The organism is Microbulbifer mixtoriginis (SeqCode), assembly GCF_052466695.1.
Map to the genome: position 1 here is coordinate 2,850,135 of NZ_CP174285.1, position 16,040 is coordinate 2,866,174.

At 45.4% G+C, this 16,040-nt stretch carries 16 protein-coding genes; 10 read left to right on the forward strand and 6 right to left on the reverse strand.

From position 1 onward, the window contains the following. Positions 1-80: 80 nt before the first annotated feature. The gene (locus tag ACJJI0_RS12520) at positions 81-692 is read left to right on the forward strand and encodes a TetR/AcrR family transcriptional regulator (protein WP_444882833.1); all 612 of its coding nucleotides are present in this window, start codon (positions 81-83) and stop codon (positions 690-692) included. A gap of 159 nt (positions 693-851) precedes the next feature. Here the strand turns inward: ACJJI0_RS12520 and ACJJI0_RS12525 are convergent, their stop codons facing one another. Both ACJJI0_RS12525 and ACJJI0_RS12530 read right to left on the reverse strand, forming a co-directional pair. Continuing rightward, complete coding sequence (locus ACJJI0_RS12525) at positions 852-1,514, reverse strand: hypothetical protein (protein WP_444882834.1); 663 nt, start codon at positions 1,512-1,514, stop codon at positions 852-854. A gap of 42 nt (positions 1,515-1,556) precedes the next feature. Then, positions 1,557-1,922, reverse strand: a complete 366-nt coding sequence (locus ACJJI0_RS12530) for a hypothetical protein (RefSeq protein ID WP_444882835.1) — start codon at positions 1,920-1,922, stop codon at positions 1,557-1,559. A 310-nt stretch (positions 1,923-2,232) separates the two neighbouring features. Between ACJJI0_RS12530 and ACJJI0_RS12535 the strand changes: the two genes are divergently transcribed. Together ACJJI0_RS12535 and ACJJI0_RS12540 are read left to right on the forward strand one after the other, a co-directional pair. Continuing rightward, positions 2,233-2,658 (forward strand): N-acetyltransferase, encoded by a 426-nt coding sequence (locus tag ACJJI0_RS12535; protein ID WP_444882836.1) that lies wholly within the window; start codon positions 2,233-2,235, stop codon positions 2,656-2,658. Between the two features lie 33 nt (positions 2,659-2,691). Then, positions 2,692-3,291, forward strand: a complete 600-nt coding sequence (locus ACJJI0_RS12540; protein ID WP_444882837.1) for a macro domain-containing protein — start codon at positions 2,692-2,694, stop codon at positions 3,289-3,291. Positions 3,292-3,387: 96 nt separating this feature from the next. On the opposite strand, the gene gbpA is transcribed toward ACJJI0_RS12540, so the two are convergent. The 4 genes from gbpA to ACJJI0_RS12560 all read right to left on the reverse strand — a co-directional run bounded on the left by gbpA (position 3,388) and on the right by ACJJI0_RS12560 (position 9,262). After that, positions 3,388-4,899: an N-acetylglucosamine-binding protein GbpA gene (gene gbpA, locus ACJJI0_RS12545; RefSeq protein WP_444882838.1), complete on the reverse strand. Its 1,512-nt coding sequence runs from the start codon at positions 4,897-4,899 to the stop codon at positions 3,388-3,390. 681 nt (positions 4,900-5,580) lie between these two features. Next, on the reverse strand, positions 5,581-6,420 hold the full coding sequence (locus tag ACJJI0_RS12550; protein WP_444882839.1) for a DUF417 family protein: 840 nt from the start codon (positions 6,418-6,420) through the stop codon (positions 5,581-5,583). A gap of 230 nt (positions 6,421-6,650) precedes the next feature. After that, positions 6,651-7,019: a cupredoxin domain-containing protein gene (locus ACJJI0_RS12555; protein WP_444882840.1), complete on the reverse strand. Its 369-nt coding sequence runs from the start codon at positions 7,017-7,019 to the stop codon at positions 6,651-6,653. After that, positions 7,019-9,262, reverse strand: a complete 2,244-nt coding sequence (locus ACJJI0_RS12560; RefSeq protein WP_444882841.1) for a heavy metal translocating P-type ATPase — start codon at positions 9,260-9,262, stop codon at positions 7,019-7,021. Before ACJJI0_RS12560 ends, ACJJI0_RS12555 begins: the two co-directional genes overlap by 1 nt. Positions 9,263-9,478: 216 nt before the next feature. Between ACJJI0_RS12560 and ACJJI0_RS12565 the strand changes: the two genes are divergently transcribed. The 7 genes from ACJJI0_RS12565 to ACJJI0_RS12595 all read left to right on the forward strand — a co-directional run bounded on the left by ACJJI0_RS12565 (position 9,479) and on the right by ACJJI0_RS12595 (position 15,974). Continuing rightward, entirely contained in the window at positions 9,479-10,810 is a 1,332-nt protein-coding gene (locus tag ACJJI0_RS12565; RefSeq protein WP_444882842.1) for a DnaT-like ssDNA-binding domain-containing protein, read from the forward strand. Next, complete coding sequence (locus ACJJI0_RS12570) at positions 10,722-11,387, forward strand: replication protein P (RefSeq protein WP_444882843.1); 666 nt, start codon at positions 10,722-10,724, stop codon at positions 11,385-11,387. Before ACJJI0_RS12565 ends, ACJJI0_RS12570 begins: the two co-directional genes overlap by 89 nt. A 356-nt stretch (positions 11,388-11,743) precedes the next feature. Then, positions 11,744-12,247: a GNAT family N-acetyltransferase gene (locus ACJJI0_RS12575; RefSeq protein WP_444882844.1), complete on the forward strand. Its 504-nt coding sequence runs from the start codon at positions 11,744-11,746 to the stop codon at positions 12,245-12,247. 35 nt (positions 12,248-12,282) lie between these two features. Next, on the forward strand, positions 12,283-12,690 hold the full coding sequence (locus ACJJI0_RS12580) for a hypothetical protein (RefSeq protein ID WP_444882845.1): 408 nt from the start codon (positions 12,283-12,285) through the stop codon (positions 12,688-12,690). Positions 12,691-13,390: 700 nt separating this feature from the next. Beyond that, on the forward strand, positions 13,391-13,585 hold the full coding sequence (locus ACJJI0_RS12585) for a hypothetical protein (RefSeq protein ID WP_444882846.1): 195 nt from the start codon (positions 13,391-13,393) through the stop codon (positions 13,583-13,585). A gap of 15 nt (positions 13,586-13,600) precedes the next feature. Continuing rightward, the gene (locus ACJJI0_RS12590; protein ID WP_444882847.1) at positions 13,601-13,807 is read left to right on the forward strand and encodes a hypothetical protein; all 207 of its coding nucleotides are present in this window, start codon (positions 13,601-13,603) and stop codon (positions 13,805-13,807) included. A 1,063-nt stretch (positions 13,808-14,870) separates the two neighbouring features. Continuing rightward, positions 14,871-15,974 (forward strand): agmatine deiminase family protein, encoded by a 1,104-nt coding sequence (locus ACJJI0_RS12595; RefSeq protein ID WP_444882848.1) that lies wholly within the window; start codon positions 14,871-14,873, stop codon positions 15,972-15,974. The last annotated feature ends 66 nt before the right edge of the window (positions 15,975-16,040 follow it).

Genomic DNA, 16,040 nt, shown 5'->3' on the forward strand with positions numbered 1-16,040 from the left:
CAGTTAGTGTAAAATTAATCACTTAGATTAATTTCCCGCCAGGTAGCTTTCCTGACGCAAGCAGAGATATCGAGAGTCACATGAGTGAAAAGAAGCCGACCAGAAGCGAAATTAAGCGCCAGGCCATTATTGATGCCGCTAAGCAGGTCTTTCAGGAACTGGGCGTCCAGGGAACCAGTATGGATGAGCTGGCAGCCCGCGCCCAGGTGTCCAAGCGCACGGTATATAACCACTTTGCCAGCAAGGAAGCCTTGGTGATGTTTTTGATTGGCGAGCTCTGGCAGCAGGCAACCCAGTCCCCAGGCTGTGACTATAACCCGGATAGCGACCTTTATGCTCAACTGCACACGCTGTTGGCGCAGGAAATTAAAACTATCTGTAACCCGCAGTATATTGAACTAAACCGTATGGCCTTCGACTACTTCTTCCACCAGCCGGAAGCCCTGCGTCAGGAAATGGAAAAATACAAAGCCCATGAAACCGGCGTACAACGCTGGATTAAAGCCGCCGCAGCCGATGGCCGGCTGAAGCCACTGGACCCAGAAATCGCCAGCGGGCAGATACACAACTTAATTAAGGGAAGCTGTTTTTGGCCACAGATGTTACAACTCTCCGGCCCGCCTAGCTCAACCGAACAAACCGCACTAGCGGAGCGTACTGCGGAGATGTTTTTGAGTCATTATCAGGTTTAATATCTATATGTGTTGGTAGATAGTCCTGATAACTACCAACACATTATTGTATGCAAGAAATCTACTGTTCTAAGAAGATTTCTGAGGGTTATTTATTAACTTTTAACTAAAAATAAAAACCACTAATATAATCACCTTTGAACCATACCTACGCCGTGATTAAACTTGCAACTTACCCAAATGCAAATTAGTTATTAACATTTGAGCATCTTCTCCATCATTTGACCCACTTATATATTTGAATTTTCGTTTTGCAACTGCTGTAGCTTTAGCGCCTCCATCTTTAAGGGCTTGGTGTAATTCCTTTTTAGGTATTTTGGGGTTTACATTGTTACTCATAACCCAAAAGTCTATTCCTCCACTATAGTCAAGTATTCGTGCGGCCTCACGTATTGCTTTACTCACACCTGTATACAGCTTTTTATTCTCCTGAACCAAGTTATTTGGTGACATGATTCTTTCACCCTCAGCATTCAGATTTTTAACATATATATTTCTTATAAATGCTTGAGGAGTAGTTTGATACCATTCCGCTGCAATTTTTACTGCAGCCACAATATCGCTACTCACTGTAGAATCTATACCATATACCCACACCTCATTATCGATAATGGCAGCATTTTTTGTTATAGAGTCAAACCTCCTTTCAAAAGGAGATTTATTTATAGATCCAAAATACTTTAATGACCATATATCAATCGAATCAAAGCAGGTACGTAAGATTTTCTCTCTATTTTTAGGGCTTCCAAATACCAAAGAGACATCCATTTTAAAGCTTGGACTGCCCTCAGCCATAGACATCGCAAAAGAATCTATATTCATTGCAACAACATCCTTATTAAATTTGCTACTAACTAGCTAAAGTCAGTCCCACTCCACTTCATCGTTATCGCTTTCTTCACTTTCATTAAAGCTCATAGATTCAGAAGAAATAAATAAAGCAAACTTAGGCTCACCTTTTTGTCTGGCAGCTTCAGCCGCACTCTCAATCTGGCTAAAATGCTCTGTATCTACCCACGACTCGGCATTATAAATTTCACACCTCAATACCTCACACAATTCCAACTGTTTATCTCGCAATAATTGTTCAATTGAACCATTTGCCTCTTCAAAGCTATTTGAGGGAATTAGGCACTCGACAAAATAAAAATCAGACCCATCATCATCTAACTGGCATCCATCCATTCGACGTGACTTTGTCGAAACGATCCATATATCTTTGTTATCCATATTCATCTCTCAATATTAAGCATGAAGGTTAGCTTATCAAACACAGTACGGGAACACACACAGCCCTGACGAGTTCAGAATTTTAATATAAAATCAATAGCAATAACCCCAAATGTAATCAATTGTTATTGGAAAAATATCTACTTTCTCATTGTGAATTTACCCTAAGTACCAATCACAAATTTTTTCAGCCAGATATACTATTACACCAAAACTGAAAATCAGCAGGGACGGCCAAAATATACTGATAGGTCCATGACGACTGACTACCCACTTTGATATAAATCCAATAAATAAGCACATCAAAAAAATGATTAGAAGCTACAATCCAAACGACATAGAGCCCATCTTAAATATTTGGCTAAAAGCCTCCGTTAGGGCGCATAATTTTATCGCAGCTGACTTCTGGGAGTCTCAAATAGATAATATGCGCGATACCTATATACCGAACTCAGAAACCTATATCTATGATATACACTCAAAAATATCCGGCTTTTACTCTCTAGCTGACAATACTTTAGCCGCGCTTTTTGTGGACCCAGAATTCCAAGGCCAGGGCATTGGGAAACGGCTTATAGCGCACGCTAAATCACAGAGAAACCCGTTAAACCTAACGGTTTACAAAGAGAATGTTAATAGCTATCAGTTTTACCTATCTCAAGGCTTTCACTCACTAAAAGAGCAAGTAGATAATCATACGGGACATATTGAGTGCTTGATGAGCACAAAGATATAAAGTGCCTAACTCCTCAAATATAAGTAAAAGACAATGCTCCCTGACAAGATATATTTAATCGACAAATCAAAAGAGCTGACTCAAGCATGGCACCAGGCTTTTAGTGATATTGAGATTTTTGAAATTATTGAGGGTGATTATTTCTCAAAACCTGCCAATGCAATGGTAAGCCCAGCAAACAGTTTTGGAATTATGGATGGAGGCCTCGACCTGCCGATTAGAAATGAATTAGGGTTTGAGGTGGAAGATCAGTTACAAGAGCGAATTAAATCTGATTTTCATGGTGAACTGCCCATTGGATCAGCAATAGTGATTTCAACCTCGAATGCCAACTGGCCTTACATGATTTCTGCCCCCACTATGCGTATTCCTGAGGACATATCAAATACCATGAATGCCTACTATGCTTTCAGGGCCATTTTAAACTCAGTAAAACTATTCAATAAGTCAGGCCCCACGAAGAAGATAAACTCCATAGTTTGCCCAGGCTTGGGCACTGGCATTGGGAATTTACCGGCTAGGCGTTGTGCTGGCCATATGCGAGCAGCCTACAATTACTTATCCAAACCTCCTAGAATTCCCAGCTTTAAAGAAATTCATGAAACCCATAGAAAACTGCAAATCACATACTAAATAGAGCCAGTGTCCTATTGGAGTAGCTCAACGTAAGTAATGCACATCGTAAAATACAAAAAGGCCCCTAGTGGGGCCTTGTTTGATTAGTTGGATTTATAATTTTTCCCAGGCCATCTGCCAGTAGCTACCTCTGCCAGGTTCATACTGGTTTGCACTTCTGCTCCACTGGACACAGTAGCCAGAATTGGGGAAGGGCTTACATTGATAAATATCCCCATCACTGCCCATTACTTTAGTTCCTGCCGTATAGGATTTTAGACCTTCGGGGAAAACAAAGTCGTAGTCACCTGCTGGCGGTGGAGAAGTTTCGTCTTCCATCAAGTGGAAATCTTGTGTAGTTTGATCAATCAAATTGCCATCAATATCTTTTGTCACAATAACAAGCATATGATGGCCAGGTTCAGACTTTGAAAGTGTCAAAGTCCTATCTAATCTCTGACCGTCACTCATATTGACTTCATAATTAGCCAGTGTTTCACGAGCATGGTTCAAGACTTTTAGCTCAGCCCTGATATTTCCTTTTGCCGTGAGAGCAAGCTGTAGTGAGAGTGGATCATCAGATATTGTGTACATATCCTCAAGTCCTGACACATTTAAATCATAATCTGGTGTTGGACTATTGATTTCATAATTAATTTCAACACGCTCTAAGCCACTGCCATCCTGTAAATATATTGGGTTTGAGCCAAAGACAGGGCTAAATTGATCTTCGCCATTAAACTGGCCTGCGCGAATACTGGTCTGTTCTTGATTGATTTTGGTTGCAAGGTCATGTGCCCAGTTATTAGCCATACCCTGCTCATCAGTAGCAATTTCCAGCACTGTTGCATAAGCTGGCTCTTCATTACTGCTACTATAAACACGTGTGGAAACTTTATCGCCAACTTTTAAGTTTTGTGTTGGATTAATTGTTCCACCTTGATTCCATTCTGATTCGGGTATGCCATCGCCATCAAATTCTACGTCGATAACATTGTAAAAGGCCGCGGCTGTATCAGCCACATCCCACACAGCAAGGATAACTTGGTACCCATCTCGCTCAGGAACCACGCATTCGTGATGCATATCAATGGGTGGCTTTTGATTATTTCCATCAATAGTACAGAATGGATTTAAATCAAATGAAGCTCGGGATAATGGTTGATTAGGGTTCCAATCCGGTTTGGTAATATAATATTTCCAGTCACGAGCTACGTGATTCGCGGTAAAGTGCCACTTAAAAGTTTGTTTACCAGCAGTTATGGGAGTTTTCAGCCAGCGGTCAGCAGTTTGTTCATTTAATGGTGACCATACATTACTACCGGCACTAGCGATCATGCCATCAGCCGGGCCACTCTCTGGAAACCCTTCGGGCCCTTCAACACTTTGCGGCTCCCATTGAACGGCTCCACAATTTATGTTTTTTTGACCTGTAGAGGCTAGAGGGTATTTACATAAAGTACCCCGCGCAGATGCCACACCTCCACCATATTCTTCCACGTAGCCATGGCCAATTGTATTAGAGCTGACCCCCACCAGAATCATCGCCAATAGAGTTTTGTTTAATGCAGGTTTCTTCAGTGACGAAACCGCTTTTTTCATTCGTAAAGTCATATCAACAGCCATTATTTATGCATGTGCGATTTCCTTCCTGGGTTTATTTACTTCCTTATTTTTGCCCGACCAAGTAAACATCGCTTTATTTAAAAATACTTGTGAGACGTTATTGTCAGGTTAATGGACTTTGACCTTTAGATACGGTTCCAAATAATTTCGCAATTATGCAAACATAGTGAAAAATTGTCACCAAAAGCCATACTGCCATTTTGAGAAAGGAATAAATTATTCATGTAAGGGAATTTCTATTTAAGCTTACTGTCATGACAAAAGAAAAATAAAACCACGTATAAATATTTAGAAAGATCTAGACATATAGGCAACGGGAAGTAACTACCTAGACAGCAAGAAAATCTCTATGAATATATGACTAAAAATTAGGAATTGTTCTTAAAAAAATAATCAAGACTAGAAGACCAATAAACACCTCATTTTTATTTAGTAGTCATAAAGCGACACATCCCTGTGTTACCTAGACATATTCACTCAGTAGACGAGTCTTCTAAAAACTGGCTAAAGGGCAAAAAGATTAAATCATCCATATGTTATGCCGCCATAAAAGGTCTACTGAGAGGCAGGGGCAGAAGGAAATGAAACCCTCAAGGCCCAACAGCCAAAGTAGTGATTTATGCTCCAAAATAAAAAATACTACTCTTTACGCCTCAATATCTAAGATTAGACGCAACCCTGTTACTTACCGGTAACTGAGTGACTTAGGTGCTTACGGATATCGATCATTATTAGCAGATTGGCGATAAACCAAAGATCTTTAATAATAAATATGCCACTAGAGGCCAAAACTCCTGGGCTTTGCCAGCTTCCGGGATAGCTGAATAGAAAAGTCTGAGTTGTTACAAACACCGCACCACAGAGCAGTATCCCCGGCCAAAACAGGGGCCGGATGACTAACCCCAAAGCCAGAATGATCAGAGCGATCAAGTCATAAATGCCAATCAGATTGGAGGCCTGTTGTATATTAAAGAAATTATAGAGCCATGCCATCAAGGGTGAACTACTCACCAGGCCCTCAATACCCTGGGCTTCTATTGCAGTGAACTTCATTCCGCCAATCCACAATAGAACCAACCCCACAGGTAAATAGTTCAGCCAGATATAGCGCATTGACTGACAGGCACTGCAGCTCAACAGTGTCAGACCAATCGCGGTGAGGGCAAAGTACTTGATCACGCCCTGCCCGGAGCCAATAGCTGGAAACCCACCGAGGCTATCGATCCAATGCGCACTTCCGAAGAGACTTAACAAAGGGACCAAGGACATACATATAATCAAGAGTGCCAGGGGGCGAATATATTGTGGTTTTAACAGTGATAGCAGGGCTAAAACCGCAGCTACCGCAAAGAGAAGTGCTACGGCAATTCTTACGATGTGCAAGCCCGCCTCACTATTAACGCCATAAAATCCGAAAATGGAGGCCAGGCCCCCATTCTGGCCAAGAAACAAGGCAGCAGCAATCAATGTGAATGAAAGGCCCAGCAGGGCCCTAGAAGTTTTTTGCAAAAAGGTGTTCATTATTTAGGGACCAAATCGTAAATAGCACTTCTGGAAAACCTAGTGGCCTCCCCTCTGTCTCCTCCGGGCACTTCCCTATGCTTCTTTGACCCATTAAGTGTTCTAAGTCGGGTTAGCTGTGAAGGAAGTGCCTGAAGGCCTATTAATGTTGTCGGTCCTGATTGGAAAAAATTACACCTTAATTGACTTGTTCGCAGAAAATAAACTGACCTCTTCCGGTTGAGTTCACTTTATTCCAAGGTAAGCGTCCCACGATACATCTGCATCTGGCAGCTAAAGGGGTATTTTCCCGGTTTGGCCGCAGGGATTTCTACCGCTGTTTCTTTATTGAGCGCTAGCTCAGCACTGATTTCGAGATCGGGGAAAATCACCCACTCGGAGCAGGGGCTGGGATCTTCCCGTAAAAAATGCAGGGTGGCGGCATGACCCGAAGGCAGGCGAATATGATCCGGCTCATATACGCCATCTTTGACCACTATTTGCAGTTGTTCACTGACCGCCACTGTCTTTGCCGCACCGCGCCTCGGGCCCAGCCAGAACCACCAGATGATGGCAATAATTAGCAGTACTCCGATGGTATTTACCAGGGTCGCAATCATTAGTGCACCTCCGAGGGCTTAAAGAAGCGTAGACGGTTGGCATTGCTCACCACGGTAAGCGAGGAGAGTGCCATAGCGGCACCTGCCACGATCGGGCTCAGCAACATGCCAGTGAGCGGAAATAGCACCCCTGCGGCGATGGGTATACCTAGGGTGTTATAAATAAAGGCTCCAAAAAGGTTCTGTTTGATATTGCCGAGAGTCGCCCGCGATAATTCCACCGCATTGGCGACTCCATGTAGGGAGGATCGCATCAGGGTGACATCGGCACTTTCGATAGCGACATCGGTACCGGCGCCGATAGCAAAGCCCACATCGGCGCGAGCCAGTGCTGGGGCATCATTGATACCATCTCCCACCATGCCCACACGCGCACCGTCTTTCTGCAGTTGCGCCACTATGCGCTCTTTGTCTTCCGGCAACAACTCAGCGTGCACTTTATCGATTTTAAGATGGCGGGCAACGGCCTCGGCACTGGCTTGGTTATCACCAGTCAGCATCTCCAGGCGCAGGCCCATCTTACGCAAACGGGCTATGGCCGCTGCGGCATCATCCCGAATTGGATCAGCCACAGCGATAATTCCCTGCAGTACACCATCCACTGCCGCATACATCACCGTACGCCCTGCCTCCGCCAGATTGTTGGCGCGGGCCTTCCAGTCACCCAGGGGAATATTTTCCCGCTGCATTAACTTACTGTTACCGAGCAGTATCTTTTTACCGGAAATAACCCCCATCACCCCATGTGCAGTAATGGCTTCGAAATCACTGGGCTTTTGTAGATCAAGCTTTTTCTCATGGGCCGCAGTCACAACCGCCTCAGCCAGCGGATGCTCCGAGCCCTGTTCCAGGCTCGCCAGCAAACGCAGTAACTCATCGCTATCGCCTTCGCTCTCGATATCGGTGAGGCGTGGTGAGCCTTCGGTGAGCGTGCCGGTCTTATCCACAACCAGCACATCCAGATTGCAGGACTGCTGCAACGCCTTGCCGTTGCGCACCAGCACACCGTACTCCGCACCCTTACCCACGCCCACCATCACCGACATGGGCGTAGCCAGCCCCAGGGCGCAGGGGCAGGCAATAATCAGCACCGAGGTAAGAACCACCAGCATATGGGCGGCGCGCGGATCCGGTCCCAGGTTGAACCAGACCAGTGCCGCCACCACAGCGATGATCATCACCACCGGCACAAAAATGGCCGAGATTTTGTCTGCCAGGCGCGCAATGGGCACCCGTGAGCCCTGGGCGTTTTTGACCATCTCAATAATTTGTGCCAGGCGGGTGTCCGCCCCCACTTTTTCCGCCCGGAACAGCAAGCTGCCGTTCTTGTTCAGGGTGCCAGCAGCCAGATTGTCCCCCTCGCCCTTCTTCACCGGTACTGGCTCGCCGGTGAGCATGGATTCATCCACCAGGCTACCGCCCTCCAGCACCACGCCATCCACCGGGATCTTTTCTCCGGGGCGCACGCGCAACTGGTCACCGGCCTGAACCTGCTCAATCGGCAGATCCACTTCTTTACCGTCGCGCAGAACCCGCGCCGAGGTATCCTGCAGCTCCAGCAGTTTCTCCACCGCCGCACTGGTACGCCCGCGAGCGCGCACTTCCAGTGCCTGGCCCAGGCTGATCAGGCCGATAATCATGGCGCTGGCCTCAAAGTACACATGGCGCGCCGCTTCCGGCAGCAGGTGGGGCACCAGCACCACCAACATGGAAAAAAGCCAGGCCGTGCCGGTACCCAGGGCCACCAGGGTATCCATAGTGGCGCTGTGGTGGCGTAGCGCTTTCCAGGCCCCGCTGAAAAATTGACCACCACAGAACACCAGAATCGCCAGGGTAATAAGCCCCATGGCGCCCCAAGCCAGCTGATCTGCGAAGCTGTTGACGGACATTTTATCGGTGATCAGGCCCCAGGCCATCAACGGCAGGCCCACACCCAGGGCGATAGCGGAGCGCCACAGTAACTGGTGATAGTGGCGCTCTTCCTGGGCACGCTGCTCTTCGCGCCGCTGGCGCTCGCTACTCTTGGCCACCTCGGCGTCATAACCCGCCTGGCGCACCGCCTCGATACAACTTTGCGGCGCCGCCGCGCCCTGCACCTTAAGGGTTTTATCGGCCAGGTTTATGCGGGCATCCTGCACCCCCGCAACACCCTGCACGGCGCTTTCAATCTTATTCACACAGCCGGCACAGCTCACGCCACTGAGGCGGAATAGTGTCTGCGCTGCTTGCTGTTCTCTCGCCATAATGCTCTCCCTCAATACCGTTTCTGGCGACAAAGTTACAACCTTACCCCAGGGGTAAGGCAACGGGTTACAGCCACAATTTACCCTGCTCTATTTCCGGGCCGCCATTATTCAGCTTAGCGGCTGGACTGGCGCGCCTTGCTCTGGCAAGAGCAGGCCATAAAGAGCCACTGTAAAGGCCGCGCAAGCCCCACGCCGGAGTGTTATTATCGCGCCATGAAACACCCCCTGCTCCCCGAAAGACCCCTGAGTATCTCCCCGACTCTGGCCTCAACTGTTGGCCTGGAGGAAGCGGTATTGCTCACCGCCCTGGGCGACCTGATACCTTTCCTGCCCGCAGAGCCCTACGCTGGGCGGGACTGGTTTACCGCCACCGGCGAGCAACTCTATCTGCTTCTGCCGTTCTGGCAGGCAGCAGATATCCAGCGGGTAGCCACCAGCCTGCGCAATCAGGGCGCCCTGATGCTGGGCGCAGCTCCTTTCGGTAGCAGTGAAGTCCTCAAGTTCACCCTGCCCAGTGAACACCGCCGCCCTTCAGCCCTGGCTCAAACCCCGGAACCGAGCCGCGCCCCGGCACCAGCCAATCGCAGTGCCAACACCATTGCCCCCAGCTGGCAGCCAGATGCCGAAACTATGGCGCGCATCAGCCAGCTCGGCATCCCGGAACACTTTGTGCGGGAGCAGTTACCGGAGTTTGTCACCTACTGGCGCGAACGGGCCGAGCCACGCCACTCCTTTGGCTCACTGTTCCTGCGCCAGGTAAAGAGCAAATGGGAAGCCTTTCGCGCTACTGCCCAACGCAAGCAGGCCCTGCCGGATAACTGGCAACCGAACAACGACACCCTGCGCAAACTGGCCGACGAGGGGGTACCCAGTACATTTGTCAGCCGCGGCCTACAGCGCTTCCTCGACTACCACCGTTCCAGCGGCAAGCAATCCATTTCCTGGGATCTGGAATTCAATGACTGGATCATGGAAGACTGGGAGAAACAGGAAACTCCATTTATTGAAAAGCGCAAACCCACTGCCATGACGCGCGACTGGCAACCCAGTGAACATACCTGGGAACAGCTACAGCGCCTGGCGATCAACCCGCGCTTTGCCGCCGAACTGCTGCCGGAATTTATTTACAAGTGGACAGAGCGCAGTGGCCACAGCGCGCGCTGGGGCGAGCTGTTTATTGAGTACGCTCGCGAGGAATGGGCCTACTACTGCCAGGGTATTGAGAAAAACCCGGTAGCCAAACCCATAGCGCGCAACTGGCAGCCCGGCGGCGACTGCCTGAGCCACCTGGTGAACCAGTGCGAGATAGAGCGTGACTTCGCCCTATCACTGGTGCCGGAATTTATTATTTACTGGCGCGGCCAAAACGCCGCGCGCAAAAGCTGGGACGCCGTATTTGTGCGTCACGCTCGCCATCAATGGGCAGAGCGCAACAAGTTGGCAATAGGAAACTCTTATGGCAATCCACAAGACGCCCACAACAGCGCAAACCAGCGCACCCGCGACCGCTCAATCGGCGACATACTCACAGACACAAACTGGTAATGCGCAAGATCAGGAACTGCTGAACGAAAAAAAACGCGCGATTAACGAAGTATTCGCGTTGTTTAAACTGAATTACCATAACCAGTTCAGTGCCGCATTTCCGGATACCGAAACCCTGCATCACGCAAAACGCCTGTGGCTCGAAGCGCTGGCCGCTTTTGAAGCGCAGGATATTATGCAGGGCGCAAAGCGCGCGATACTGCAGAGCGAATACCTGCCCACAGTACACAAAATGCTGCAGCTCTGCGCCGCCGGCGAAAACGGCCTACCAGAAGCCCGCGCCGCCTACCGCGAAGCCTGCAATGCGCCCAGCCCCAAAACCAATCACAATTGGAGTCACCCAGCGGTTTACCATGCTGGGCGTGAATCCAACTGGTATTTTCTCTCCAACAACCCAGAATCCATCGCCTACCCGGTATTTGCAGAGCACTACCGCAAACTTTGTGCACGCGTACTGGAAGGAGAAAAACTCAGCGCCCCGGAACAATTAAAGCTGGAAGAAAACCCCGGCACCCCGCTTTCCAAAGAAGAGAATGCGCAAAAAATGGCAGCCTTGAGGGCTGAGTTAGGTATTTAAATCTTCTTCATCCGGCGCTAGGGAATACCCTTAGCGTCCTCCCCCTCCAACACTCCTATTTCCCCACATACTCTCAAAAAATATGGCCGAATCTACTGAAAGATTTAGATCACCTTGATCATTCTTTTTATCGAGCCTCCGCAAAAAGATAGAACGCCTCTTAAACTTAAAGAATTGTAGATTTATTGCTCTATCAGCCTCTGGTATGCACCATGGAACCATTTAGAAGTGGCAGATTGATTTATTATGTTTTTTGGGAGACATTAGCGCAGAAATGCGTTTGGAATAGAAATCAAGGTGGTAGAGGTCCTGTTAATCACCATATAAATGTTTTTTCTTAGGGCTATTAATCGAAAATGTCTAAAGTAAACATTCGCACTGCAAATGAGCTAGATCTGGATAGGTGCTATGAGATTGAGTCTGTATCCTATACCGGTAACGAGGCTGCAACTAGAGAAAAAATTTTAAAGCGAATTAAGACCTACCCTGATGGTTTTCTCGTTATAGAAAACAGTGAGGAAATTATTGGTTTTATTAATTCAGGAGCAACCCATAAGGTTGAACTATCCGATGAAAACTTCAAAGAATTAATAGGCCATGATCCGAGTGGAAAGAACATTATCATCATGTCTGTGGTAGTTCACCCTAAATATCAAGGGAAAGGCATGGCAAGTACGTTAATGGAGAGATTTATTGATTCCATGCGGGATATAGGGAAAATAAAAATTTACCTTATATGTCAGGCTGAACTTGTTGGCATGTATGCCAAATACGGCTTTATACACCTTGGAAAATCGGATTCTGATCATGGCGGGCTTAGCTGGCATGAAATGTCACTTACATTACAAAATACGGAGTGACAAAAAATACCAGCAATGAATATTGGATTAAAAAAATGCGTAGGAAGCGATTAAATCATTATGCAGATATAGTTTGTAAAATGTTTTTCGGCTGGCGCATGAGCAATGACCTAGAAATGATGTCCGACTTACCAGATGGCACTATCTTTGTAAATATTCTTTCGGGCGAAGCTCATCATTCTATTTCTGGCGCCGTAGATCTACATATAGCCAAGCAGATTAAATCTTGGTTTAAGTATCAAAGCAAAAAAGACAGTATTGACATTTCGCAACTAGAAAGTGCCATCCTGGAAGTAGACATCGACACAGGCAAAGTAGCTACAAATAAAAAGAAAATTGTTTTATTCAATATGGAATGTCGCAGTACAATCAAAACTAATGATAAAACTTACAAGGCGATGATAAAGGATATGAAACAATGGCACACCAGAGTCATAACCTAAAATTTGGTTACTGCCAGAAACAATGGGCAACTACTAAAAACGTAATCACCGGAGTTATATCAAAAAACAATACAAACTAACAGTATGGCCATAGTGCCAGGTGAGTTTAAGGACGTACAATCACTTAAGCACCTCAAAAACACCATTGGTATTATTAAAGTCATTACAGAACAAAGGGGGGGCTGTAATAGACTTTCAAAACGCTAGGCTCTAAACGCCTGATCAGTGGTCAGATACTTTTTTTGAACCACGGAGACCTTCTTTACAAAAACATGCTTTTCTAATGTAATCTCCGGAGAAAGATGGAATTTGGTTACATCCAAGGGGGATGCGAATATTTTGAATGCCCGACATTAGCCTGGTGGGTTGGCCAGAAAAACATCTTCATGATGGGCATAAGTTGGCAAACAGATTTATAGAAATCTATGCAAAGGGTAAATTCCCGGAGTCCGGTATTGAGATCAAGGTCGAGGGATTGCCAAGAGGTATGCATACACAACTCAAAGATGGACACGAAAACTTAGACTTAAAAACTATCACATTGAGATAAAATACAAAAAAACAAAATAAATTGTAATTTTGAATTGAACACATACACAATGAGGACATATTATTGTAGGGTATGCCGACTGGTGAAATTTAAACCAGTAATGATTGAGCTAAATATTTTATGACCTTTTCCCGTTAAATGGATTTATTTATGGAAGAAAATCCTAAAAAACTAAAGTCCCTCTCACCAGGAAGATTAGAAGCAGAGTTAAGGCAAAACTTAGAGAAAATTACAGGTTCTAAGTTTCACTCAATTTACATAAGTCTATTCGAATACGCATCAGGGGGATGCTCTGATGATGGTGCTATTGAATTTACGATAGAAATTGATTGCAACAACTGGTGAGAATAGAGGTAGACAATGGATTTAGATAGAAATAAAGACTTAATTTGTATTTCTGCAGAAGATCTCGAAAAATCTTTAACTGAAGTTATAGAAAAGATGACTGGAGAGCAATCCTATGAAGTTTCTGTTAGCTCTTTAGTATTCAAGAGATCTGAAGGTGGAAAACAACAGATACGAATGATCGTCAAAGTAGGCGAAAAACATAGTGTTAGTGGATGGTAAATATATATTAATGGTTAGCTGTAATTATAGCCGTCACCCCCTAACGATACTCATCCGAGCATAAAATTTCAACACCAAGCCCCTAAGTTCCTGGCAGTTTAAGTTGGACTTAGAGGGCTCGGCCTAGTTAATAAGTGAAAGTGATATTGTGATAATGCTTATTCCAGCTTCAGACACCACATAATATCATGACGAAAAAAGTGTATGCGACTGTATCAAATAATGTCAGACTTATTAACTGATTTTGAGCATCAGGAAGTTATTTAGATCTCGGAAAGATCGCCGTATGCAACCTTAAAGAAAAGCTTAAATAAATTGAGAGGATAAAAAACAACTTTCATCTAAGCGCCCTCTACCAGACAAGAATAAGATAACAATTCAAAGATGCCAGCAAGCCTGCTACTTAAGCCATATACAACACTCTATGTTTAAAGCTTACCCTATCTGGACCCTAAGGCTTTGAAAATCCTCCGTGAATAAATTGGCAATTTAAAAAGTATATTTTTCATGCCTACAGAAAAAAACTAACAATAAAATGACCAATTTTAAGTATTACAAAAAAAGGAATGATATGTTTGACCCTTGAACATGAACTTCAACATTAATTCACAATAATAGTTTTGGCATCTGTTGCAAAAAAGCACTAGAGTAAAAATTAAATCTGTCATTTAATGATACTCAGCAAGAGCCTTACTGCTCACATGGTTGCTCATGGAATAGCTTAGGTAAACTATATGATCTATTAAAACCGACATTAGATGAAATAAGAACTAAGATAATCGAGTATTCATAGGCATTTATTCCATTAGATATTGAGTTACTTGATAAAAAACGTTACTGGCCAACACTTTCAAACACATATGACTCTGAATTGCGTATTTTAAGAAGCAATGAATCACTTTTTTATGATGATTGTGAACTTTATACTTATTGTGAATTATTGGTAGCCATAAAAGAGGCAAATATACATGGGTTACTGCTATGGGTTAGTTAACCTGATATCCTTTTAAACAACTTATCATCTTCAGTAGCATCATTTGTGTCAAGAAAGGGAGGTCACTTTATGACCAATCGTCGTAATTTCGTTAAGGTTCTAGGTGCTTTTACTGCAGCCTCTCTACTGAGTGGCACCAAGGAGTCATTTGCAGTAATGAATAGTAAAAGTACTTGGTACATGCCAGATGAGGGTGAGCCTCACCTGCGTACTTGGATGGCCTTTGGTGCAAGCCGCAAAATTTGGGGACGGAAACTCCTTAGGGAAGTCCAGCAGAATTTGGCAACAATTGCACTGACGATTGCGGAGTACGAGCCAGTTTCAATGCTGGTTCGACAAGCAGATCTCCCACTTGCCCGGCGACTAATGGGAGATAAGATCGAACTAGTTGTTTGCCCTCTAGATGACTTGTGGATACGTGATACAGGCCCCGTTTTTATTGTAAATGAAAACGGTGATAAAGCGGCTATTAACTTCAACTTCAATGGTTGGGGAGAAAAGCAGGATTTTGATAATGATGCAGAAGTTGCTGCATTCACTGCTCAGTCGGCCGGTGTGCCCAGTATCCAAACTAACCTGATACTCGAAGGCGGCGGGATAGAGGTTGATGGGTATGGTACCGCGATCATAACCGAGAGTTGTGTGCTCAACGATAACCGTAATCCAGGTGTTAGTAAGCAACAATGCGAACGGGAATTAAAGCAGCTTCTTGGTCTAGAGAAAATTATCTGGTTACCTGGCATTAAAGATATGGATATCACTGACGGACATACAGATTTTTATGCCCGTTTCGTACACCCAGGTGTAGTTGTTGCCGGCTTTGATCCCGATCCCAACTCTTTCGATCACGCCGTAACAAAGCGGCATCTTGAGATTCTACGCTCTGTAACGGATGCCAGTGGCCGCGAACTAGAAGTTATTGTATTAGAGGCACCTTCAATAGTTCGAGAGCGGTTTGACAACAGGGATTTCGCCGCTGGATATATTAACTTCTATGTTTGCAATGGCGCGGTCATAGCACCTGAGTTCGGCGATCACTATGCAGATGCCTCAGCCAAGCGAAAATTACAAAGAGCATTTCCTAATCGCGATATTATACAAATCAATATTGATGGCATAGCAGCCGGTGGTGGAGGTATACATTGTACAACCCAACAGGAACCGGAAATTTAACTGCTCTTAACTTAAAGTGATTAACGGATATTTAATATATATAAATACTTGCTACCTTAGATATTC

Coding starts and splice junctions, on each gene's coding strand:
- ACJJI0_RS12575 (WP_444882844.1), top strand. CDS start 11,744: ATGTCTAAAGTAAACATTCGCACTGCAAATGAGCTAGATCTGGATAGG.
- ACJJI0_RS12530 (WP_444882835.1), bottom strand. CDS start 1,922: ATGGATAACAAAGATATATGGATCGTTTCGACAAAGTCACGTCGAATG.
- ACJJI0_RS12520 (WP_444882833.1), top strand. CDS start 81: ATGAGTGAAAAGAAGCCGACCAGAAGCGAAATTAAGCGCCAGGCCATT.
- gbpA (WP_444882838.1), bottom strand. CDS start 4,899: ATGGCTGTTGATATGACTTTACGAATGAAAAAAGCGGTTTCGTCACTG.
- ACJJI0_RS12590 (WP_444882847.1), top strand. CDS start 13,601: ATGGATTTAGATAGAAATAAAGACTTAATTTGTATTTCTGCAGAAGAT.
- ACJJI0_RS12535 (WP_444882836.1), top strand. CDS start 2,233: ATGATTAGAAGCTACAATCCAAACGACATAGAGCCCATCTTAAATATT.
- ACJJI0_RS12585 (WP_444882846.1), top strand. CDS start 13,391: ATGGAAGAAAATCCTAAAAAACTAAAGTCCCTCTCACCAGGAAGATTA.
- ACJJI0_RS12555 (WP_444882840.1), bottom strand. CDS start 7,019: ATGATTGCGACCCTGGTAAATACCATCGGAGTACTGCTAATTATTGCC.
- ACJJI0_RS12570 (WP_444882843.1), top strand. CDS start 10,722: ATGGCAATCCACAAGACGCCCACAACAGCGCAAACCAGCGCACCCGCG.
- ACJJI0_RS12580 (WP_444882845.1), top strand. CDS start 12,283: ATGCGTAGGAAGCGATTAAATCATTATGCAGATATAGTTTGTAAAATG.
- ACJJI0_RS12550 (WP_444882839.1), bottom strand. CDS start 6,420: ATGAACACCTTTTTGCAAAAAACTTCTAGGGCCCTGCTGGGCCTTTCA.
- ACJJI0_RS12525 (WP_444882834.1), bottom strand. CDS start 1,514: ATGAATATAGATTCTTTTGCGATGTCTATGGCTGAGGGCAGTCCAAGC.
- ACJJI0_RS12560 (WP_444882841.1), bottom strand. CDS start 9,262: ATGGCGAGAGAACAGCAAGCAGCGCAGACACTATTCCGCCTCAGTGGC.
- ACJJI0_RS12540 (WP_444882837.1), top strand. CDS start 2,692: ATGCTCCCTGACAAGATATATTTAATCGACAAATCAAAAGAGCTGACT.
- ACJJI0_RS12595 (WP_444882848.1), top strand. CDS start 14,871: ATGACCAATCGTCGTAATTTCGTTAAGGTTCTAGGTGCTTTTACTGCA.
- ACJJI0_RS12565 (WP_444882842.1), top strand. CDS start 9,479: ATGAAACACCCCCTGCTCCCCGAAAGACCCCTGAGTATCTCCCCGACT.